We start from the raw sequence: 20,964 nt of genomic DNA on the forward strand, positions 1-20,964 counted from the left end.
ATGGCCAACCGCCCCGCTCCCCGTATCGCCATCGGTGGTTTCCTGCATGAGACCAACACCTTCGCCCCCTCCAAGGCGACGCTGGACGATTTCCGCTCCGGCGGCGGCGCGGGGCGGATGGTCGAGGGCGAGGACGTCATCGCCCGCACCGAAAGCATCAACGCCGGCATCGCCGGGGTGATCGAGCGCGGCCGGGCGGAGGGGTGGGAGATGATCCCCACCCTCTTCGCCGCCACCTCGCCCTCGGCCCATGTGACCGAGGAGGCGTTCGAGACCATCACCAACCGGATCATGGAGCTGGTGGCCGCCGCGATGCCGCTCGACGGCGTGTTCATGGACCTGCACGGCGCCATGGTCACGGAGCATTTCGACGATGGCGAGGGCGAGTTCCTGCGCCGCCTGCGCGAGGTCGTCGGCCCCGACGTGCCGGTGGCCGTGACGCTGGACCTGCACGCCAACGTCACGCCCCTGATGATGGACCGCGCCGACCTGCTGGAGACCTACCGCACCTATCCGCATGTGGACATGACCGAGACCGGGCGCCGGGCCGCGGCCTCGCTGGTCAGGATGCTGGGCGGGGCGCGCTTCCCCAAGGCGTTCCTGCAGGCGCCCTATCTCTCGGCCATCGCCTGGCAATGCACCGACCTGGACCCGGCGAAACGCCTCTACGCCCTGCTGGACTCGCTGGTGGATGGCGAGGCGGTGGAGGCGGTGAGCTTCAACATGGGCTTCCCGGCGGCCGATTTCGCCGATTGCGGCATGTCGGTCGCCGCCTACGGGGCCGGGGCCGAGGCCGCCGCGAAGACCCTCATGGCGGCGGTCGAGGCCGCCGAGGCCGATTTCGCCGGCAAGGTCTGGAGCCCGGAGGACGGCGTGGCCGAGGCGATGCGGCTCGCCAGGGGCGCTTCGAAGCCGGTGATCATCTCCGACACCCAGGACAATCCGGGCGCGGGCGCGGATTCGGACACCACCGGGATGCTCAAGGCCCTGATCGCCGCCGGCGCGACGGCGTCCATCGGTAATCTCTACGATCCCGAAAGCGCCGCCGCGGCCCATGCGGCCGGCGAAGGCGCGACGGTGCGCCTGTCGCTCGGGGCCAAGTCGAACTGGCCCGGCGACACGCCGCTGGAGGCCGATTTCGTCGTCGAGAAGCTCTCGGACGGAACCTTCCCGGCCAAGGGGCCCTATTACCTCGGGCGGATGATGCAGATGGGCAAGTCGGCCCGGCTGCGCATCGGCGACGTCTCGGTGGTGGTGGTCTCGGCCAAGGCCCAGATGGCGGATCGCGAGATGTTCCGCCAGGTCGGCATCGACCCGGAGGATCAACCGCTGCTGGTGGTCAAGAGCTCGGTGCATTTCCGCGCCGATTTCGCGCCCATCGCGGAGACCATCCTGGTCTGCGCCGCGCCCGGCCCGATGGCGGTGGACCCGGCGACGCTGCCCTGGACCCGCCTGCGCGCCGGCGTGCGCCCCGGCCCGTTCGCGGCGCCCTTCGACCCGGCCTCCGTCGCGGCGGAGTGACGGGGGCGGAGCGACGGGGCGGACTGACGGGGCGGACTGACGGGGCGGGGGGCGGCGATCGGCGAGCCTGACTTCCTGTCGGGGCGCCCATACGCCTGCTGAGGGCCGAAACGGGGGCGCTGCGCTGGCCAGCCTCCCGTTTCGTCACTAGCCTTCCGCTCAATCCGCGCCGCCCTCCGGGGCCGAGACGCGGAACGAAGGGGAGGAGACCGCCCATGCCGCGCAGCGCCGTGAACGCGCCCGTCGCTTCGGTGAGGGAGCAAGCGCGATGAGCGACGCCGGGGCCCGCTCCGACATCGCCGCATGGCTGACGCGACTCGACGCCGCCGGGCATGACCCGGCGGCGCTTTCTCGTCTGTTCGCGCAGGACGCGCACTGGCGCGACCTCGCCTGCCTGCGCCCGCGCTTCGCCACCGTATCCGGGCGCGAGGCCGTGGTCGCCGCGCTGGCGCCGGCGCTGGCCGCCGGCGAGGCGCGGAACTTTCGCCTCGCCCCCGACCGCCACGGCCCGGCCCGGGCCGAGCGCGCGGGCGTGGAGGTGGTCGAGGCGGTGCTGGATTTCGACTGCGCCGACGGGGCGGGGGAAGCGGTGCTGCGCCTGGTCCCCGGCCCGGACGGCCCGGTCGCGTGGATCCTGCTGAGCTCGCTGCTGACATGGACCGGGGCGCGGGCCCCGATCTCGGCCGCGCCCTCGGGCGGGCGCCGGGATTTCGCGGCGCCCAACTGGGCGGACCGGCGCGCGCGGGCCGAGGCCTATGCCGACCGCGATCCCGAGGTGCTGATCGTCGGCGGCGGCCATGCCGGCATCGTCGCCGCGGCCTGCCTGAACCGGCAGGGCGTCGACACGCTGGTCGTCGACCGCATGGCGCGGGTCGGGGACAACTGGCGGCTGCGCTATCACGCGCTCGCCCTGCACAACCAGAAGAACAGCAACACCATGCCGTTCCTGGATTTTCCGTCGACCTTTCCCCCCTACATCCCCAAGGATCTGATCGCCGACTGGCTCGAGACCTATGTCCGGATGCTGGAGGTGAACTTCTGGTGCGCGACCGAGTTCACCGGCGCCGTCCGCGACGAGGCCGCGGGGGTCTGGGAGGCGACCGTGACCCGCGCGGGCGAGCCGCCGCGGGTGATGCGGCCCCGGCATATCGTCATGGCGACCTCGGTGTCCGGCACGCCTGTGGTTCCCAAGATCCCCGGATTGGAGGGCTTCGGCGGCGAGGTGGTCCATTCGTCCGGCTTCGCCTCGGCCGAGCCCTGGCGGGGCAGGGGCGTGATCGTGGTGGGGACGGGGACGTCCGGGCACGACATCTCGCAGGACCTGCACGCCAAGGGGGCGCGGGTGACGATGGTGCAGCGCTCGCCCGCGCTGGTCACGCAGGTCGAGCCCTCGGCCCAGCTGTTCGACGGGATCTTCTTCGGGCCGGGGCCGGCCCTGGCGGATCGCGACCTGCTGAGCCTCGCCCTGCCGCTGGGGCCGATGAAGCAGGCGCACAAGCGGATCGCCGCGCAGTCGGTGGAGATCGACCGGCCGCTGCTCGACGGGCTGGAGGCGGCGGGGTTCAAGCTGGATTTCGGCGAGGACGGCACCGGCTGGCCGTTGAAATACAGGACGCGGGGCGGGGGCTACTATTTCAACATCGGCTGCGCGGACCTGATCGCGTCGCGGGAGATCGGGCTGGTGCAGGCCGCCGACATCGCGGGCTGGGAGGCGGGCGGCGCCCGGCTGGCGGACGGGCGGCGGATCGAGGCCGAGCTGGTGGTGCTCGCCACCGGCTACAGGGGGCTGGAGAGCCTGTTGCCGGACCTGTTCGGGGAGGCGGTGGCGGCGCGGGTCGGCCAGGTCTGGGGGTTCGACGCGGACCAGGAGCTGGCCAACATGTGGACCCGCACGCCGCAGCCGGGCCTGTGGTTCAGCGGCGGGGCGTTCAGCCAGGTGCGGATGTTCTCGCGCCATCTCGCCCGCCAGATCGCGCAGGCGCTACCGGGTTGAGGCCGACGGAGGGGACGGGAGGCGGCGCCGCCCGCGCCCCGGCCTCCGCGCGCCGCGGGCGACCGGGCGCCGGTCCCGCGACCGTGACGCGGCGCCTGGCGGAGCGGTTCCGCCGGGGGCGCCGCGTCGAGGTCACGCCGCCGGCCCGGGCCCGCCCGCGGCGCGCGGAGGCCGGGGCGCTTGGGGACCCGTCTCCTCTTCCGGGGGCGGGGCGTCAGAGAACCCGCCGCCCCTCCCTCCAGGCCTCGGCCACATGGGCGACGCCGCCCACGCGACGCACGCGGATCAGGTCGGCCCGCAATCCGGGCGCGATGGCGCCCCGGTCGGTCAGTCCGGCGGCCCGGGCGGGCGCCGCGCTGACCATCGCCACCGCCTCGGGCAGCCCCTGGGACAGGCCCGGATCGGCGGCCATGGCGAAGGCCGCGTCGACCAGGCTGCGCGGCACGTAGTCGGAGGCGAGGATGTCGAGCAGCCCCTCCGCCGCCAGGTCCCGGGCGGCGACGTTGCCGGTCATCGATCCGCCCCGCACCAGGTTCGGCCCGCCCGCGATCACCGCCATGCCGCCGGCTGTCGCGGCCCGCGCCGCCTCCAGCGTCGTGGGGAATTCGGAAATCGTCGCGCCCTCGGCCCGGGCCAGCGCCACATGCGCCGCGCTGGCGTCGTCATGGCTCATCACCGCCAGTCCCCGCTCCAGCGCCGCGGCCGCGCAATGGGCGCGGATCGAGGGGCCGAGCCGGGCCGAGCGCTCCAGCAGCGCGTCGCGCCGGGCGATCATCTCCACCAGGCTCACGTCGATGTTCTCGGCCATGCGCCGGGTCCAGCGGTCCATGTCCGGGCTCTGCCGGTCCCCGGGCGCGTGGTCCATCAGCGAAACGAGTCCGACCCCGCCGGCCAGTTCCGCGGCCATTCCGGGGCGGCTGAGCGCGCGCTCCATGAGGATCGGGGTGTCGGGATCGGAGATCTCGCAGCGCAGGTGCAGCCGGTGCTCGGCGCGGAACAGGCCGAGCTGGGCGGCGCGGGCCAGCGCGTCGAGCGCGGGGAACAGCAGGTCGCGCCGCTCCGGCTGGCGGATGGCGGCGCCGACGGAGAGCGAGTCGAACACCGTGGTCACCCCCGCCGCGATCACCTGCGCGTCATAGGCGAGCGCGGCGCTGAGCGGGTCCCAGGGCGCGGTGACCCGCGGGTGCAGGTGCTTTTCGATATGATCGGTGTGCAGGTCGACGAGGCCGGGGAGGATGTAGTCGCCCTCAAGCTCGGGGCCGGGCGTCGAGGCGGGCGCCTCGGCGTCGCCCTCGGGCGTGATGGCTGCGATGCGGCCGCCCTCCAGGCGCAGGCGGCCGCGGACCACCCGGTCGGGCAGGACCAGAAGGGCGGGGCCGAGCGTGGCGTCCGGCGCGTCGGCGGGAGCGTCGGCCGGAGCGTTGGTCGGGGCGTCGGTCAGGTCGGTGGGCGCGGGCGCGCGGTCGGGGGGGCCATCCATCGGCGTCTCCTTGATCGGGCCGGCGACCCTGCACGGGGATCGCGACGGGTTGATGACAGCCGGCCCCGGGGCGCTGCCGGACCCATGGCGAGACGTCGACGCCCGCGCTCCCGGTTCCGCGCGCCGCGGGCGCCAGGGCGGCGGCGGGCGCGACCTGCGCGCGGCGCCCCCGCCTTGACCGCGCCGCCGGGCGCCGCGTCGAGGTCGCGCGGGTCGTCGCCGTTCCGCCCACGGCGCAGGGCGGCCGGGGCGCCCGGCGTCGCGGTCGAAGCGCCGTCCGCGTCCCGCCCCCGCCGTTCGCCCCTGCCGTTCGCTTCCGTCGCCCGCGCCCGCCGCTCGACCCCGCCGTCCGGGCCCGTCAGTCCAGCGAGATCGGGTTGGCCTTGGCCAGACGGTCGAACTCCATCAAGGTCTCGATCAGCGCCGGCATCCGCTCGATCGGGATCATGTTGGGGCCGTCGGAGGGGGCGTTGTCGGGGTCCTCGTGGGTCTCGATGAACACGCCGGCGATCCCCAGGCTCACCGCCGCGCGCGCCAGCACCGGCGCGAATTCCCGCTGCCCGCCCGAGGCGCCGCCCAGCCCGCCCGGCTGCTGCACCGCGTGGGTCGCGTCCATGATCACCGGATAGCCGGTGGCCGCCATGGTCGGCAGGCCGCGCATGTCGGTGACCAGCGCGTTGTAGCCGAAGGAGGCCCCGCGCTCGGTCAGCAGGATGTTCTCGTTGCCGGTCGAGGCCACCTTGGCCGCGACATTGGCCATGTCCCAGGGCGCGAGGAACTGGCCCTTCTTCACATTCACCACCTTGCCGGTCCGGCCCGCGGCCAGCAGCAGGTCGGTCTGCCGACACAGGAAGGCGGGGATCTGGAGGATGTCCGCGACCTCGGCCGCGGCGGCGCACTGGTCCTCGGTATGCACGTCGGTCAGCACCGGCAGGCCGGTCCGCTTGCGGATCTCGCCCAGCATCTCCAGCCCCTTCTCGGTTCCCGGGCCGCGGCGGCCGGAGACGGAGGTGCGGTTGGCCTTGTCGTAGCTGGCCTTGAACACGTAGCCGGCGCCGACCGCGGCGCAGGCCTCGGCCATGCGGCCGGCGATCATCAGGGCATGGTCCAGCGACTCGAGCTGGCAGGGCCCGGCGATGACGGTCAGGGGGGCTGCGTTCGAGATCGCGAACTCGCCGACTGGGACGGAGCGGGGCCTGGAGGCGCGGGACTGGGTCATGATCAGGTTCCTAGCAGAGCCTTGGGCGGTCGAGAAGCCGGTCCGCGGGCCTTCGGGCGCGCGCTTGGCCGCAGTTGCGAGCGGGGCCGCGCGCGGGCTTTCAGGCGGCGCTTGAGGCGCCGAGGGGGCGGGCGCCGCGTCGAGCGTGCGCGGGCGTCGACGGTTCGCCCGCGGCGCGTTTCAGCGATGGCGCGGGCGTCGACGCGTCCCGGCGGATCCGCTGCGGGGGCCCGGGCCCGGGCAGGGATGGGCCTCGGGCCGGGCGGGGATGAGATCCGGCGTGGCGGTCTCAGCGCCCGTTCCAGCCGCGGAACCAGTCGACGAACGTCGCCAGACCCTCGCGCAGCGGCGTGTCGGGGCGGAAGCCCACGGCGGCCTCCAGCGCGTCGACATCGGCCGAGGTCTCCTGCACGTCGCCCGGCTGCATGGGCAGGAACTCCTTCACCGCCTCGCGGCCCAGCAGCTCCTCCAGCGTGGCGATCATGTCCATCAGCCTTTCCGAACGCCGGTTGCCGATGTTGAACACCCGGTGCGGCGCCCAGGAGGTGGCGGGGTTCGGGCGCGCCGGGTCGAAATCCGGGTCCGGCGCGGCGGGGCGGGGGATCAGCCGGGCCACGCCCTCCACGATGTCGTCCACATGGGTGAAGTCGCGGCGCATGTCGCCGTGGTTGTAGACCTGGATCGGGCGGCCGGCGAGGATCGCCTCGGCGAATTTCCAGTAGGCCATGTCCGGGCGCCCGCGCGGCCCGTAGACGGTGAAGAAGCGCAGCCCCGTGCAGGGCAGGGCGTAGAGATCCGCATAGGCGTGGGCCATCAGCTCGTTGGCCTTCTTGGTGGCCGCGTAGAGGCTGACGGGATGGTCGACGCCGTCGCCCTCGGCGAAGGGCACCTTGCGGTTGCCGCCATAGACCGAGGAGGACGAGGCGTAGACCAGATGCGCCGTGGCGCGGGCGCGGCAGGCCTCCAGCACGTTGAGAAAGCCGGTCAGGTTGGCCTCGCCATAGGCATGCGGGTTGTCGATGGAATAGCGCACCCCGGCCTGGGCCGCGAGGTTGACCACATAGGCGGGACGAGCGGGGTCGGGAAAGGCCGCGTCGAAGGCGGCGCCCAGGGCCTCGCGGTCGGCGAGATCGCCCAGGCGGAAGGCGAAGCCGGGGCGGCCCTCCAGCCGGTCGAGCCGGTGACGCTTCAGCGCCGGGTCGTAATAGGGGGTGAGGTTGTCGAAGCCGGTGACCTCGCAGCCGCGATCCAGCAGGGCCTCGCACAGCGCCGCGCCGATGAAGCCGGCGGCGCCGGTGACGAGGACGGGGCCGTCGATCGGGTCGGCGGGCAGGTCGGCGGGGGCGCGGGACGTGGTGGTGTCGGCCATGGGTCGATCCTCATTGTCAGCGCCGGAGCCGCCGCGCCGGCTCCGGTCCCGGTCCCGGTCCCGGTCCCGGTCCCGGTCCCGCAATCCCGAGCCGCCGATCGCCGCCCGCTCCGGACCCCCGCGGCCCGGGACATCGACGCATTCGCCGCATCGCCGCGCGCCGCGGGCGGGCCGGCCCGTCCTGGCGCCGCCTCGACGCGGCGCCCCCGCCCCCCCGGGTTCCGGCGCGCGCCGGGGGCGGGGGCAGGGGCGAGGGCGTGCGGCCTGCGCCTCAGCTCACCTTCTTCTGCACCCGGGTGACCTTGCCCGCGATGATGGACAGGATCGCCGCGCCGAAGCTCATCAGCGCGCCCATCTTGGCGGCGTCCTGCACCGGCCCCGGATCGAAGGCCACGGCCGCCACGAACAGCGCCACCGTGAAGCCGATCGCGGCCACGCAGCCGACCACGAACAGGTCGACCATGCGCATCCCCTCCGGCAGGCCCAGTTTCAGCCCCTTGGCCGCGAACACGCCCATCAGCGTGATGCCCAGCGGCTTGCCGATCAGCAGCCCCGCCAGCACCAGCCATGTGGCGTTGCCCATCGACGTGAACTCCACCCCGGCATTGGCGAGGCCGAACAGGAACAGCACCACCTCGACCGGGGCTTTCAGGCCGTGCTCGATCTGGTTGAGCAGGTCGTGAAGATGGGTCTCGGCCTCGGCGAAGATGCCGAAGCTGACATCCGCATGGGGGATGGTCAGCACCATCGGCAGCAGGCCGAGCGCCGGGTGGATGCCGGATTCCTGGAACCCGTACCAGCACACGCAGCCGCCGATCAGGTACGGCCAGAAGGACAGTTTCCTGCGCACCCAGGTCGAGTTCGGGCGATGCTGCTTGCCCCGGTCCATGCGGCGCGGCAGCCAGTTGGCCAGCAGGTAGGTGGCGCCTGCGGCGGCCAGCGACAGCAGCAGCCAGACCGGCTGAAGCTCGCCCGAGGGATAGAAGATCGCCAGGATCACCAGCCCGGCCGCGTCGTCGGCGATGGCCAGCAGCAGCAGGAAGCGCACCGCCGGATGCCCTGCGCCGAACACCATCCGCCCCACCAGGTAGGAGAAGGCGATGTCGGTGGCCGTAGGCACCGCCCAGCCGTGGAAGGTGGCGTTCCAGGTCTCCGAGCCCAGCGCGATGGCGAGCCCCAGATAGACCGCGATCGGCCCCACCATGCCGCCGACGGTGGCGATCAGCGGGGTCATCGCCTTGCGGCCCCGCAGCGAGCCGTTCTCCAGCGCCACGGCCTCCCACACTTCCTTGCCGGCGATGGCGAAGAACAGCGCCATCAGCACGTCGTTGATCAGGTAGTGCAGGGTGAGCGTGCGATGGGCATGGCCCTCGGCGGCCACGTGCAGATGGCCGATGAAGAAGTTGTCGATGATCGGATATTCGACGAAGTGGTGATAGCTTTCGGGCGATATGTTGGCCCAGCCCAGCGCAAGCAGCGCGCCGCCGATCAGCAGCAGCGAATACTCGGAAACGAAGGACCACGTTCGATACATGCCCGGCTCTCCCTGTCGCGGCGTTCTTCCGGCGCGGTCGCCGCCCTTTGCGGGCGTGCGGGGCGGCCGGCCCCCCGCGCCGCGGACCCGAGCGTCGCGCGCGCGCTGAACTTGGTAGGGGATCGCGCGGGAGGGGGCAATGCCGGGCGGAAGCGTCGAGCGGATCCGTCGTGAATTCGATGCGATTCGCCGCGTTGGCGGCCAAGCCGCGATCCGCCGCCGGCGAGTGGAGGGGAGACGCGGTGAGGCGGGGCGAGACGAGGCGGGGGGGCGGCGCCGGGCGCGAAAACCGGCCGGAGGCGAGCGCGTCGGCTGCGGCGCAGGCGCCGCGTCGAGGGCGCGGCGGCGGCGCCCGCCCGCCCGCGGCGCGCGGAGAGGTTGGCGCCTGTGGGCGCGGTCTCCCTGCACCCGCGCGGCGCGACATGGGCGGAGCGCGGCCTGCGCGGCGCGCGGTGTCGTGAGGCGCGCGCGTCGGGGCCTGCACGGGGCCTGCGCGGGGGCCTGCGGGGGCTCGTCGCCGAGGGCTCAGGGTTTCGCGGCGCGCGCCACCGCCTCGGCGAGCCGCGCGGCCAGCGCCTCGGGCGGACCCTCGGCCCGCAGCCGCTTGACCCGCGCCGTCGCTCCCCGCTCCACCCGCACCGCCGAGCGGGGCAGGTCCAGCAGCCCGGCCACCAGCGCCTCGACCGCCGCATTGGCGCGGCCGCCGTCCGGAGGGGCCGAGACCCGCAGCGCCAGCGCCGGCCGGCCCTCGGCGTCCCGCCCCACGCCGTCCAGCGCGTCGCGCCCGCCCCGCGGCGTCACCCGCGCCACGATGCGCAGCCCGTCGCCGTCCGCGGCCCAGGGCAGGTCGCCTGCCCGGTCGGCGTTCAGCCCATCCGGCCGCGCCTGCGCGGCGCCCGGCGCGTCGCGGCGCTTGCGGGCCAAGGGCTCAGTAGGCGGAGAGGTTGTTGGCGATCAGGATCTGCAGCGCCGCGATCCCGACCAGCACCACCAGCGGCGCCAGATCCAGCCCGCCCATCGACGGCAGCACCGAGCGGATCGGCCGGTAAAGCGGCTCGGTCAGCCGGTTCAGCGACGACCAGATCGAGTAGACGAAGCGCTGGCGCAGGTTGATGACGTCGAAGCTGATCAGCCAGCTCATCACCGCCTGAACGATGATGATCCACCAGGCGAGGTTGAGGATCATCAGGAGAATGGCGGCGATCGAGGTCATCGGCGATGGTTCCGTCGTCTGGCGCGTCAGGATTGTTCAGCGCGAGAGGTAGCGGCCGCGGGGCTCGGGTTCAACCGCGGCGGGGGGCGCAAAGCGTTAATCGCGGCGGATTCGCGCGGGTCGGGGCCCGTTCGCCGCCCGCGGGACGGGTCCGAAGCGCCGCGGGCGCGACGGCGCGGCCGGGCGGGGACCGGGACGCGGCGCCTGCGCCCGCCGGGATGCTGGTCGCGCCGGGCGGCCAGAAGCGCGGGCGGGAGCGGCGCGGAGGCGGCTTCGGCGCGCGAGCGCGGGCCCGACGCGCGAGCGTGGGGCGGGCGCGGAGATTTGGCCCGGAGGCGCTTGACACCCCCCCGGCGCCCGACTATCCACCCGGCCAGCGGGGCCGTAGCTCAGATGGGAGAGCGTCGCGTTCGCAATGCGAAGGTCAGGGGTTCGATCCCCCTCGGCTCCACCAAATTCCCGCAGATGTATGTTATCGCACCCAGATCCCGGCATGTCCCGGATCGGGCGCGACATCGGGCGCGACGGGCCGCGCGCGCGTCGAGCCTGCGTCGCCGGCCGGCGGTCTGCGCGGCGCCCGTCCGCCGATCAGTCCGCGCCGCGCGCCAGCCGCATCACCGCCACCCCCTCGGCGTCGAACAGCACCAGCTTGCCGGTTTCGGGCAGCGTCGCGTAGCGCGTCGTCGCGGACAGGGCGTCTAGGAACCGCGTCTCCTGGTTCATCGCCGCCGGCGGGCAGGCCATGCGCGTCACGGCCAGCGGGCCGACCGCGAAGCGCGCGCCCTCGATCCGGGCCTGGCCGCGGAAGCCGTTGCAGCCCGCCCGGCCCGAGACCCCGCCGTCCGCCGCGATGTCGAGCGTGGAGGGCGGACCGTCGATCACCCCTGCGCCCCGGATGTCCTCCGCCACCCAGGCGCCGACCAGCGCGGCGGGATCGGTCTCGGGCGCGGGGGCGGCGCGGCTCACCTCGATCGACGTCTGGTCCGGGCCCGACCCGAACACCGCGTGATGGGCGGTGGAGGTGAACAGCAGCGCCTCGCCCTCCCGGATCGTGGCGCGCAGGGCGTAGCGCCCGCGGGCCGTGATCTCCGCCGGATCGTAGCTCAGGGCGAAGGGGACGGGACTGCCGACCGCGTCCTCGATCCGGGTTTCGGCCAGGATGCGCGCGGGCGCGTCGGCGCGGGAGACGTCGAGCAGGCGCACCTCCACCACGGCGCCCGGAGGCAGGGCCATGCGTTCGCGCCAGGAGACATCGCCGCTCAAGGCGCCTGACAGGGCGCCGGCGGGGGCGTCGGGCGTCGTCGAATCGGGGGCGGCGCCGGCGCAGGCCGTCAGCGTCAGCCCGGCGACGATCAGGAGGAACTGGCGGCGGAGACAGGCGTGGGGTCGGGTCATGAGGCTCGCTTTCGCTCGGTCTGCATCGGGGGCGCGGCCGCGCCGCTAGGGGGGGCGAGGCGGGACGGGGCCGGATCGCCTTGCGGTTTCGCCGGCATTCTAGGCGGGTTCGCGACGAAAGGGCGCCGCAAGCGGGACTGCGCCGGAGCGCTGCGCTCGCCCCCCACCGCCAACCCCCAAACCGATCCCCAAGCCGATCCGCGCGCCGGGCCGTTTCGAAGGACGATATCAGCCGCCTGATGACGCGGAGGGCGGCGAGGGGCTCGACCCCGCCTCCGCCCCCGCGCATTCTGTCGGGGAACGGACCTGCACCGCCTCGCCGCACGGGGGGGCGGCCGCAGGTCCCTGGCCAGCCCGATCGCGACGGCTGCGCGCCGGTCCGCCGTGAAGATCGCGACGACCGGGGCGCCGACGCCGCGCAGCATGAGGAACGACATGAACGACGCCACGCCGCCCAAGAGCCCGCCCGCCAACGCCGGAAACCTGCCCGACCCCAGCGCCGCCACCATCCAGCAGACGCTCGGCCTGCACCAGGTCGTGTTCCAGGAAGGCGGCCGCGCCATCGTCGAATACCGCGCGGACATGCATATGTGCCATTCGGGCGGCATCGTGCAGGGCGGGTTCGTCACCGGCTGGATCGACTCGGCCATGGCGCATGCCGCCTTCTCGCTGGGGCGCGAGGACGTGGCCCCGCTGTCGCTGGAGATGAAGACCAGCTTCTTCGCCCCCGCCCGCCCCGGCATCGTCACCGCCGAGGCCTGGATCGAGCGCGCCGGCGGCGCCACCTGCTTCGCCGAAGGCGTGCTGCGCGATGCGCAGGGGGCGGTGCTGGCCAAGGCGAGCTCCACCATCCGGCTGGCGTCGCTCAAGCGCGCGCAGGAGAAATCCCGCGAGGCGCTGGCCGCCGCCGCCGCCGCTGCGGGCTGATCGCGCGCCGCGGAGGCGGGGCCGGGCGGTGGGACGACCGTGGGGCGGGCGCGTCCCGCCGCGTCGCGCCGGCTCCCGGCCGGCCCCGTTGGGCGCCGGTCGAGCCCCGCTCGGGCCCGCCGGCCGGCTGGCCGGCCGGACCCCGCCACCTCGCCGCAGGGCGCCGCGCGCCATCAAGCTTGCCGCAACGCTTTCTCGCGTATAACTCCGCCCACGGGAGCGGGCGCCGCGAGGAGGAACCCCCATGGCCGGCGCCGCCGTCCGCGAGATCAGCTATGCGCATGGCGTGCAGACCGCCGCCGGACAGGCCGTGGTCCGGGCGGTGGAGAATCTCACCGGCCGCATCGGCCTGATCCGCCGGGCGCGGGGCTATGAGGTGGAGGTCGCCGCCGGCGCCGACTTCTGGGAGGTCATCGCCCGGCGCTACGGGCTGACGCTGGACCTCCCCGATCCGGGCCTCGCGCGCATTCCGGCCGAAGGGCCGCTGGTGCTGGTCGCCAACCACCCCTACGGCATCCTCGACGGGCTGATGATGGGCCGGGCGCTGTCTGCGCGCCGGCAGGATTTCCGCATCATCGCCCATCAGGTGTTCCGCAAGGCCGACGAGATCGACCGTTTCATCCTTCCGATCAGCTTCGACGGCACGCGGGAGGCGCAGAAGCTCAACATCGAGACCCGGCGCGAGGCGATGGAGCATCTCGCCCGGGGCGGAGCCATCGGCATTTTTCCCGGCGGCACCGTCTCCACCGCGCGCGAGCCCTTCGGGAGGGCGATGGACCCGGCCTGGCGGACCTTCACCGCCAAGATGGTGGCGCGTTCGGAGGCGGCGGTGGTGCCGATGTTCTTCGAGGGGGCGAATTCGCGGGCCTTCCAGCTCGCCTCCCATCTCCACGCCACGTTGCGGCTGGCGCTGCTGATCGCGGAGTTTCGCCGCCGGATCGGCGACCCGGTGCGCGCGGTGATCGGCGATCCCCTGCCGGCGGAGCAGATCGACGCGCGCCGCCGCGACCCGCGGGCGCTGATGGATTATCTGCGGGCCTCGACCTACGCGCTCTCCCCCCAGCCGCTGGACGACATCGGCTACGGATACGAGTTCGAGGAGACCTGGAGCTAGGCGTGGGGCGAGCCAGGCGTGGGGCGAGCCAGGCGTGCGGGGAGCCAGGCGTTCGGCCGCTCGCGGCGCCCGCGCCCATCCAGCCGCGCGGTCAGGAAGGCGCCTGAGGGGCGCTCGAACTGCCGCCAGCTCAGCCAGCCGGCGACCGAGGTCAGGGTCAGGATCAGAACGGCGAGCACCGGCCCCTCGGCGCGGCCCGTTCCCCCTTGCGCGCCAGAGCAGCGCCAGCGCCATGCCGACGGGAAATTCCTGCGCGATGGCCCCGACCCCGAAGACCAGCGCGCCGACCAGCAGCGCCCCGGTCTCCGCGGTGGTCGCCAGCCTCGGGTCGCGGATCGGGATGGCGAGCGCGAAGAGCAGGTGGAGCAGCATCTCGTATTCCAGCGTCCAGCCGACGCCGATCACCGGATAGTCCCAGCCCGAGACCTGCAAGAGAAAGCCGAGCGAGGCCAGGTCCCCCTCCACGCTCAGGCGCGAGCGCACGAAGACCTCCGGCGCCGCGAGGTGGATCGCGCCGAACAGAAGCGTCAGCGCCCGGTAAAGCGTCAGGATGCGGATCAGGCGCCGGACGATGAACCCGCTGGTCCCCCGCCTGCGTCACGCGCATCCCCCTCAAGCCGGCCCGAAGCCTCTGACACGGCGCGCAGCATCGGGCGCCCGCCCCGGCGCCGCAAGTAGGCGGGGAAAGCGGGCGCGCGCCGCCCGCGATCAGCGCGGCCCGGATGCGACACTCCCGGCCCCCCCGCGCCCGCCGCCGCGCAGAACCGTTGCGCGCGGTCAACAGGGGGGCTACGTCTCCGCCCGCATTCAATCCAGCGGAGTCGAGACAATGACCAGGGCGCGCATCGCGATCATCGGGGCCAGCGGCTACACGGGCGCCGAGCTCGTCCGACTGGTCACGTCGCATCCGCGCATGGAGATCGCCGCGCTCGCCGCCGACCGCAACGCGGGCAAGGCCATGGGCGACGTCTACCCGTCCTTCGCCCATATGGACCTGCCCAGGCTGGTCGCGACCGACGACATCGACTGGTCGGGCATCGACCTCGCCTTCTGCGGGCTGCCCCACGCCACCGCCCAGGCGGTGATCGGCGGGCTTCCGCGGGACCTGAAGGTGGTGGACCTCTCGGCCGACTTCCGGCTGCGCGACGCCGCGGTCTACGCGAAATGGTACGGGCATGAGCATCACGCCCCCGAGCTGCAGGACGAAGCCGTCTACGGCCTGCCCGAATTCTACCGCGACGCGCTGAAGACCACCCGCCTCGCCGCCGGCACCGGCTGTTTCGTGGTCACCGGGCTGATGCCGCTGCTGCCGCTTTGCGAAGCCGGGCTGATCGACCTGGACGACATCGTCATCGACGCCAAGACCGGGATCACCGGGGCCGGCCGCTCGGCGGCGGAGTGGAAGCTGTTCTCCGAGGTCACCGAGGGGACCAAGGCCTACGGCATCGCCACCCACCGCCACACCGCCGAATTCGACCAGGAGCTGTCGAAGGCCGCGGGGCGGGAGGTGGTCGTCTCCTTCACCCCGCATCTGCTGCCGATGAACCGCGGCATCCTCGCCACGATCTACGTGAAGGGCGACCCGGAGGCCATTCAGGCCGCGCTGGCCGCGCGCTACGCGGCCGAGCCCTTCGTGCAGGTGATGCCGATGGGCGAGGCGCCGACCACCTGGTCGGTGCGCGGCTCCAACATGGTGCGCATCGGGGTCACGCCGGACCGGCGGCCGGGACGGGCGATCATCGTCTCGGTGCTCGACAACCTGGTGAAGGGGGCTTCGGGCCAGGCGGTGCAATGCGCCAACCTGATGCTCGGCTTCGAGGAGACCGAGGGGCTCATGCTCGCCCCCATGTTCCCCTGATCGCTGACGAGCCGCCCATGGGGGCCTCGGCGGGGCCGCGCGCCCCTGCGGTCGCGGGTCCGGCTCGCCCCCGGCGGCGAGCGGGCTAGCTTACGTGGCGAAGGCGCCCGGTTCCGGCCGGGCGCCTTCGCCGAGACCCGAGGACCCCGCGCCGGGACATCGCCGCCCGAGTTGCCGCACGCCCGCGCGGAAAAGTCCGCCTGCCAGGAGACGCCGCCCCGTGACCCCCACCATGAACATCGCCCCCGACGGCCCGGATATCGAGACCGGCGCCTTCTCCGACGATGTGGGGGGGCCGGGCGCCCGCGCCGCGCGGGCCGGGGTCTCCAGCCCTGCCGGGGTCGGCGATGCGGAGGGGCTGAAACCCTCGATCATGGCCCGCTACGGCGTGGCGCTGCGCGGGGCGGCGACCCGGCTGTTCTCGCTCGAGACGCTGAAGCTGATGATCGCCGCCGGGGTCAGCTTCCAGAAGAACGAAGGCCCGATGCTGGCGGGCTACATCGCCTTCTCGACCCTGCTGGCGGTGTTCCCCTTCCTGATCTTCGCGACCTCCGTGGCCGCGGCGACCATCGGGCCGAGCCAGCTCGACGCGCTGACCCAGCTGCTGTTCGAGATCGCCCCCACCGAAGTCGCCGAGTTCATCCGCCCGGTGCTGGAGGAGGCGCTGGGCCGCCAGCGCACCGGGGTGCTGACCTTCGCGGGCCTGGGCGCGCTGTGGGTGTCCTCGAACGGGGTGGAGGCCTACCGGATCGGCTTCGACCGCGCCTATGATCCCGACAAGCCGCGCGGCTTCCTGTTCAGCCGTGTGGTGGGGCTTTTCTTCGTGGTGCTGGGCACGGCGGTGGCGCTGATCATGGGCTTCGCGGTGGTGCTGGCGCCCTTGATGATCGGGCTGCTGGAGGACATTTTCGGCCGCACCGTGCCGCTGGGGCTGGGCATTCTGCGCTACCTGCTGGCGGGCGCCGCCTTCGTCGTGTTCCTCGCGCTCATGCACCTGATCCTGCCCTCGCGCCGGCCGGGGCGCTGGCGTCGGATGTGGCCGGGCGTGCTGGCGACGGTGGCGATCTGGACCGTGGCGGCGTCGCTGTTCTCGATCTACCTGGCCAATTTCCAGTCCTACACGGTGACCTATGGCGGTCTCGCCAGCGTGATCGTGACGCTGCTGTTCTTCTATCTCTCCGGCGCCGTGATCCTGTATGGAGCGGAGATCAACGCCGCCCTCGCCCGCGCCGACCAGGCCCGCGCCGAGGGCGAGGCGGCCGAGGAGCCCGCGGCCGAGGTCTGAGGCGGCGGTCCGAGGCCGGGCCGCGCGCATGACGCGAACAGGGGAGCTGGGGACGCATCCATGGCCATGACCCGCAAGAAACGCCGCATGATCCTGATCGGCATCGGCGCCGCCTTCCTCGCCTCGGCCTCGTTGCTGGTGGGCGTGGGGATGCGCGATTCCATCGTATTCTTCCTCTCCCCCACCGAAATCACCGAGCGCGCCCCCGGCCCCGACCAGCGCCTGCGCGTGGGCGGGCTGGTGGAGGAAGGCTCGGTCGCCCCGATGGACGGAGGCGGCGTGCGCTTCGCGGTCTCGGACGGGGCGACGGTGCAGGTGGTGGAGTTCGCCGGCATCCTCCCCGATCTCTTCGCCGAGGGGCAGGGCGTGATCGCGGAGGGGCGGATGCGCGACGGGCTGTTCGTCGCCTCCGAAGTCCTGGCCAAGCATGACGAGAAATACATGCCGCGCGAGGTCGAGGCCGCGCTGAAGGAGCAGGGCGTCTACCGCATGCCCTCCGAGGACGGCGACGGCCGCGCGGTGGCCGAGCCCGGAACCGGCGGCTGATCCGCCCTGGACGTCCGGAACGGGAGACCAAGCTTGTGCCCTGTCCCTTCGACTGGGTGGACGCCTTCGCCTCGCGTCCCTTCGGCGGCAACGCCTGCGTGGTGGTCCACGACGCGGGCGACCTGCCCGTGGAGGCCCGGATGGCGCTGGTGCGTGAGACGTCGCTGTCCGAATGCGCCTATGTCGTGCCCAGCGCGGCCGCCGACTTCGGGGCGCGCTACTACCTCGCGGGGCGGGAGATCCCGATGGCCGGCCACCCGACGGTGGCGACCGTGGTTTCGCTGGTCGCGCGCGGGCGGGTCGACGTCTCCGCCGGGCCGGCGCGCTTCACGCTCGAAGTCGGCTCCGGCGTGATGCCGATCGAGGCGGCGCGGGATGAGTCGGGCGGGATCCGGGTGACGATGACCCAGGCCGCGCCGGTATTCGGCGCGGCCCAGGACCCGGCGGAGATCGCCGGGATCTACGGGCTTTCCGCCGCGGATATCCTCGGGACCCCGCGCATCGTCTCCACCGGCACGCCGTTCTGCGTGACGCTGCTGCGCGACCATGCGGCGCTGACCCGGGCCCGGCTCGACGCCGCGCGGCTGGACGCCTGGCGCGCGGGGCAGGGGGCGGAGACCGGGGCGGACGGGCTGATGGAGCCGTTCCTCGCCTGCCTGGGCGGGTTCACGGAAGCGGGCGACACCGCCGCCCGCCTGCTGATGGCCCCGCCCTCGCCGGCCGAGGATCCGTTCACGGGCTCGGCCACCGGCTGTCTCGGGGCCTATCTGTGGCATGAAGGGCTGATCGAGGCGCCGGCCTTCACGGCGGAGCAGGGCCACGGCATGGGCCGGCCCGGCCAGGCGAAGGTCGAGGCGCTGGGCCCGCGCGAGGCGCCGGTCGGCGTGCGCGTCGAGGGGTCGGGCGTGGTGCTGATGCGCGGCGAACTGGAGCTTTGACCCCCGACCCGTGAGATCCGGGCCCGTGAGCTCCCGACCCGTGGGACCCCGCCGCCGGCGGCCGCCGCATGTCGTGGCGAACGGCCCTGGCCGAGCGACGGGGCGGGAGGTCGACGCGGCGCGCGTGATCGCTGCGCCGCGTCTCCCCCCCCACGCCCGGCGGCCACCCCCACGGGGCCGCCAGGCGGTCTCGTCCGCGGCGGGAAGCGCCGGTTCCGGCGGCAGCCCCCGCTGCGTTGGAATCATGTATGCCGCAGCCGGCGTGATGCTGGTGTGACAGAGCGCATACTCCGCTAACGCTTTTCCAATCAGACAAAGAACCTTTTGATTTCAGGGGGTAAGCGCGGCCGTGTCCGGGCGGCGCCAGGGCGCGAGACGCCGATGACCCGGCAGGCCCGGCCGAATCGCGCCGGGAATCGGGCGGGGCGCGGGGATGAGGTCCCTCCGCTCGGCTCCCCGAACGACGCGTCCCGCCTCCTGCGACCCTCCATCGCCCCGCCCTCACGCCCCCGCGAATTGCATCGGAAGGCCCCGCGGCGCATTCTCCGCCCCCTGCGCCCGCGCCCCACCGGCGCCGGCCGTGAACCGGAGGCCGGACATGATCGCCGAGCTTGGCCACTTCGCCCTGATCCTCGCCCTGATGGCGAGCCTCGCGCAGGCCGTCGCCCCGCTGATCGGCGCGCAGATGCGCTGGGCCGACTGGATGCGGGTCGGCGAACCCGCCGCCGGGCTCGCCTTCGTGCTGACGCTGGCCTCCTTCGCGGCGCTGACGACGGCCTTCGTCACCTCGGATTTCTCGGTGGCGCTGGTGGCGTCAAATTCGCATTCCGCCAAGCCGATGCTCTACAAGGTCTCGGGCGTGTGGGGGAACCACGAGGGGTCGCTGCTGCTCTGGGTGCTGATCCTGACGCTTTACGGCGCGCTGATCGCGGGGCTGGGCGGAAACCTGCCGCAGGCGCTCAAGGCGCGCACGCTGGCGGTGCAGGGAGCGATCGGGGCGGCCTTCCTGGCCTTCCTGCTGTTCACCTCCAACCCGTTCCTGCGCCTGCCCAATCCGCCGCTGGACGGCAATGACCTGAACCCGCTGCTGCAGGACCCGGGGCTCGCCTTCCATCCGCCGTTTCTCTACCTGGGCTATGTGGGGCTTTCGACCGCCTTCTCCTTCGCGGTCGCCGCGCTGATCGAGGGCCGGGTCGACGCCGCCTGGGCGCGCTGGGTGCGGCCCTGGGCGCTGGCCGCCTGGATGTTCCTGACCGTGGGCATCGCGCTGGGCTCCTACTGGGCCTATTACGAACTGGGCTGGGGCGGCTGGTGGTTCTGGGACCCGGTGGAGAACGCCTCCTTCATGCCGTGGCTGGCCGCCGCCGCGCTTCTGCATTGCGCCATCGTGGTGGAGAAGCGCGACACCCTGAAATCCTGGACCATCCTGCTGGCGATCATCGGGTTTTCGCTGTCGCTGCTGGGCACGTTCATCGTGCGCTCGGGGCTGCTGACCTCGGTCCACGCCTTCGCTTCGGACCCGACGCGGGGGGTGTTCATCCTGGCCATCCTGGTGGTGGCGGTCGGCGGCTCGCTGGCGCTGTTCGCCTGGCGGGCGCCGAAGCTTTCGCCCGGCGGGGTCTTCGCCATGAGCAGTCGGGAGAGCTTCCTGGTCGCCAACAACCTGCTGTTGTCGGTGGCCTGCGCGGTGGTGCTGCTGGGCACCATGATGCCCCTGATCCGCGAGGCCTGGGACGGCGGGCGGATCTCGGTCGGGGCGCCTTTCTTCGACCTCGCCTTCACGCCCTTCATGGTGGCGCTGGCGGTGGTGCTGCCGGTGGGCGCGATGATCCCGTGGAAGCGGGGGAAGATCGGCCGGACCCTGCGCCGGCTGTGGCCCGCGGCGGCGCTGGCCTTCGCGGTGGCGGCGCTGGTCTGGGCGCTGCAGACCGGGCGCTCTGCGCTGGCGCCGGTGGGGATCGCGCTGGCCATCTGGATCATCGGCGGCGCGGTGATCGAGCTTGGCGCGCGCGTCGGGCGGGGCGGGCTCGGCCGGCTCGCGCGGCTGCCGCGGGCGGACTGGGGCAAGGCCATGGCGCATTGCGGACTGGGCCTGACCATCTTCGGCATCGCCGCCCTGTCGGCCTGGGAGAGCGAGGCGATCCGCGCCCTGCGCCCCGGCGCGACGGTGGAGACGGGGGGCTACGCCTTCCGCTTCGACAGCGTGGCGCCGCTGGCGGGGCCGAACTATTCGGCGGAGCGCGGGACCTTCACCGTCTTCAAGGGCGACGCGGAGATCGGCGTGCTGAGCCCCGAGAAGCGTTTCTTCCCGGTGCAGCGGACCACGACCTCGGAGGCCGCGATCGACTCGGGCCTGCTGCGCGACCTCTATGTGGTGCTGGGCGACCGGCAGGAGGCCGACCCGTCGGCCTATGCGGTGCGCATCTACGTGAAACCCTTCGCCAACTGGATCTGGATCGGGGCGCTGGTGATGGCGCTGGGCGGGCTGATGTCGCTGACCGACCGCCGTTACCGCGTGGGCGCGGCGGCGCGCCGGGCGCCCTCCGCCGCGCCGGTGGCGGCGGAATGAGCC

The 20,964-nt window shown here is 73.4% G+C and carries 17 protein-coding genes and 1 tRNA gene; 10 read left to right on the top strand and 8 right to left on the bottom strand.

Annotation, left to right across the window (positions count from 1 at the left end; genetic code table 11):
• Together BLV24_RS00575 and BLV24_RS00580 are read left to right on the top strand one after the other, a co-directional pair.
• The gene (locus BLV24_RS00575) at positions 1–1,521 is read left to right on the top strand and encodes a M81 family metallopeptidase (RefSeq protein ID WP_092679207.1); all 1,521 of its coding nucleotides are present in this window, start codon (positions 1–3) and stop codon (positions 1,519–1,521) included.
• 268 nt (positions 1,522–1,789) lie between these two features.
• Complete coding sequence (locus tag BLV24_RS00580; protein WP_092679208.1) at positions 1,790–3,514, top strand: flavin-containing monooxygenase; 1,725 nt, start codon at positions 1,790–1,792, stop codon at positions 3,512–3,514.
• A gap of 214 nt (positions 3,515–3,728) precedes the next feature.
• Here the strand turns inward: BLV24_RS00580 and BLV24_RS00585 are convergent, their stop codons facing one another.
• The 6 genes from BLV24_RS00585 to BLV24_RS00610 form a co-directional block, all read right to left on the bottom strand.
• Positions 3,729–4,994, bottom strand: a complete 1,266-nt coding sequence (locus BLV24_RS00585; protein ID WP_092679209.1) for an alpha-D-ribose 1-methylphosphonate 5-triphosphate diphosphatase — start codon at positions 4,992–4,994, stop codon at positions 3,729–3,731.
• A 358-nt stretch (positions 4,995–5,352) separates the two neighbouring features.
• Positions 5,353–6,213: a 3-deoxy-8-phosphooctulonate synthase gene (kdsA, locus tag BLV24_RS00590; RefSeq protein WP_092679210.1), complete on the bottom strand. Its 861-nt coding sequence runs from the start codon at positions 6,211–6,213 to the stop codon at positions 5,353–5,355.
• 289 nt (positions 6,214–6,502) lie between these two features.
• Entirely contained in the window at positions 6,503–7,582 is a 1,080-nt protein-coding gene (locus BLV24_RS00595) for an NAD-dependent epimerase/dehydratase family protein (protein WP_092679211.1), read from the bottom strand.
• Positions 7,583–7,853: 271 nt separating this feature from the next.
• A complete protein-coding gene (locus tag BLV24_RS00600; RefSeq protein WP_092679212.1) occupies positions 7,854–9,116 on the bottom strand; it encodes a Na+/H+ antiporter NhaA in 1,263 nt (420 codons plus the stop codon).
• Positions 9,117–9,641: 525 nt separating this feature from the next.
• A complete protein-coding gene (locus BLV24_RS00605; RefSeq protein WP_245710319.1) occupies positions 9,642–10,040 on the bottom strand; it encodes a DUF167 family protein in 399 nt (132 codons plus the stop codon).
• Between the two features lie 4 nt (positions 10,041–10,044).
• Positions 10,045–10,329, bottom strand: coding sequence for a YggT family protein (locus BLV24_RS00610; RefSeq protein ID WP_092679213.1), 285 nt, complete (start codon positions 10,327–10,329; stop codon positions 10,045–10,047).
• Positions 10,330–10,707: 378 nt separating this feature from the next.
• Here BLV24_RS00610 and BLV24_RS00615 point away from each other — a divergent pair.
• Positions 10,708–10,783: transfer RNA gene (locus BLV24_RS00615), tRNA-Ala, on the top strand.
• Between the two features lie 134 nt (positions 10,784–10,917).
• On the opposite strand, the gene BLV24_RS00620 is transcribed toward BLV24_RS00615, so the two are convergent.
• Positions 10,918–11,724 (bottom strand): YbaY family lipoprotein, encoded by an 807-nt coding sequence (locus BLV24_RS00620; protein ID WP_092679214.1) that lies wholly within the window; start codon positions 11,722–11,724, stop codon positions 10,918–10,920.
• Between the two features lie 435 nt (positions 11,725–12,159).
• Here BLV24_RS00620 and BLV24_RS00625 point away from each other — a divergent pair, with 435 nt between their 5' ends.
• Together BLV24_RS00625 and BLV24_RS00630 are read left to right on the top strand one after the other, a co-directional pair.
• Positions 12,160–12,651, top strand: coding sequence for a PaaI family thioesterase (locus tag BLV24_RS00625; protein WP_092679215.1), 492 nt, complete (start codon positions 12,160–12,162; stop codon positions 12,649–12,651).
• A gap of 244 nt (positions 12,652–12,895) precedes the next feature.
• Positions 12,896–13,765: a lysophospholipid acyltransferase family protein gene (locus tag BLV24_RS00630; protein WP_092679216.1), complete on the top strand. Its 870-nt coding sequence runs from the start codon at positions 12,896–12,898 to the stop codon at positions 13,763–13,765.
• On the opposite strand, the gene BLV24_RS00635 is transcribed toward BLV24_RS00630, so the two are convergent.
• Positions 13,762–13,944, bottom strand: coding sequence for a hypothetical protein (locus tag BLV24_RS00635; RefSeq protein WP_092679217.1), 183 nt, complete (start codon positions 13,942–13,944; stop codon positions 13,762–13,764). The two genes, BLV24_RS00630 and BLV24_RS00635, sit on opposite strands and share 4 nt — an antisense overlap.
• 650 nt (positions 13,945–14,594) lie before the next feature.
• Between BLV24_RS00635 and argC the strand changes: the two genes are divergently transcribed.
• The 5 genes from argC (at position 14,595) to BLV24_RS00660 (ending at position 20,961) form a co-directional block, all read left to right on the top strand.
• Positions 14,595–15,623 carry an N-acetyl-gamma-glutamyl-phosphate reductase gene (argC, locus tag BLV24_RS00640; protein ID WP_092679218.1) on the top strand — a complete coding sequence of 343 codons (1,029 nt, stop codon included), beginning with the start codon at positions 14,595–14,597 and terminating at the stop codon, positions 15,621–15,623.
• 220 nt (positions 15,624–15,843) lie between these two features.
• Complete coding sequence (locus BLV24_RS00645; RefSeq protein WP_092679219.1) at positions 15,844–16,908, top strand: YihY/virulence factor BrkB family protein; 1,065 nt, start codon at positions 15,844–15,846, stop codon at positions 16,906–16,908.
• 60 nt (positions 16,909–16,968) lie between these two features.
• On the top strand, positions 16,969–17,454 hold the full coding sequence (gene ccmE / locus BLV24_RS00650; protein WP_092679220.1) for a cytochrome c maturation protein CcmE: 486 nt from the start codon (positions 16,969–16,971) through the stop codon (positions 17,452–17,454).
• Between the two features lie 35 nt (positions 17,455–17,489).
• On the top strand, positions 17,490–18,392 hold the full coding sequence (locus tag BLV24_RS00655) for a PhzF family protein (protein ID WP_092679221.1): 903 nt from the start codon (positions 17,490–17,492) through the stop codon (positions 18,390–18,392).
• A 598-nt stretch (positions 18,393–18,990) separates the two neighbouring features.
• Positions 18,991–20,961, top strand: a complete 1,971-nt coding sequence (locus tag BLV24_RS00660) for a heme lyase CcmF/NrfE family subunit (protein WP_092679222.1) — start codon at positions 18,991–18,993, stop codon at positions 20,959–20,961.
• Positions 20,962–20,964 lie beyond the last annotated feature (3 nt).

Origin of the sequence: Albimonas donghaensis (genome assembly GCF_900106695.1) — a bacterium.
Taxonomy (GTDB): domain Bacteria; phylum Pseudomonadota; class Alphaproteobacteria; order Rhodobacterales; family Rhodobacteraceae; genus Albimonas; species Albimonas donghaensis.

Bases quoted from the DNA above. Each gene is read 5' to 3' on its own strand.
- BLV24_RS00585 (WP_092679209.1), bottom strand. From the start codon at position 4,994: ATGGATGGCCCCCCCGACCGCGCGCCCGCGCCCACCGACCTGACCGAC.
- ccmE (WP_092679220.1), top strand. From the start codon at position 16,969: ATGGCCATGACCCGCAAGAAACGCCGCATGATCCTGATCGGCATCGGC.
- BLV24_RS00625 (WP_092679215.1), top strand. From the start codon at position 12,160: ATGAACGACGCCACGCCGCCCAAGAGCCCGCCCGCCAACGCCGGAAAC.
- BLV24_RS00595 (WP_092679211.1), bottom strand. From the start codon at position 7,582: ATGGCCGACACCACCACGTCCCGCGCCCCCGCCGACCTGCCCGCCGAC.
- BLV24_RS00600 (WP_092679212.1), bottom strand. From the start codon at position 9,116: ATGTATCGAACGTGGTCCTTCGTTTCCGAGTATTCGCTGCTGCTGATC.
- BLV24_RS00630 (WP_092679216.1), top strand. From the start codon at position 12,896: ATGGCCGGCGCCGCCGTCCGCGAGATCAGCTATGCGCATGGCGTGCAG.
- BLV24_RS00580 (WP_092679208.1), top strand. From the start codon at position 1,790: ATGAGCGACGCCGGGGCCCGCTCCGACATCGCCGCATGGCTGACGCGA.
- BLV24_RS00610 (WP_092679213.1), bottom strand. From the start codon at position 10,329: ATGACCTCGATCGCCGCCATTCTCCTGATGATCCTCAACCTCGCCTGG.
- kdsA (WP_092679210.1), bottom strand. From the start codon at position 6,213: ATGACCCAGTCCCGCGCCTCCAGGCCCCGCTCCGTCCCAGTCGGCGAG.
- argC (WP_092679218.1), top strand. From the start codon at position 14,595: ATGACCAGGGCGCGCATCGCGATCATCGGGGCCAGCGGCTACACGGGC.
- BLV24_RS00620 (WP_092679214.1), bottom strand. From the start codon at position 11,724: ATGACCCGACCCCACGCCTGTCTCCGCCGCCAGTTCCTCCTGATCGTC.
- BLV24_RS00575 (WP_092679207.1), top strand. From the start codon at position 1: ATGGCCAACCGCCCCGCTCCCCGTATCGCCATCGGTGGTTTCCTGCAT.
- BLV24_RS00660 (WP_092679222.1), top strand. From the start codon at position 18,991: ATGATCGCCGAGCTTGGCCACTTCGCCCTGATCCTCGCCCTGATGGCG.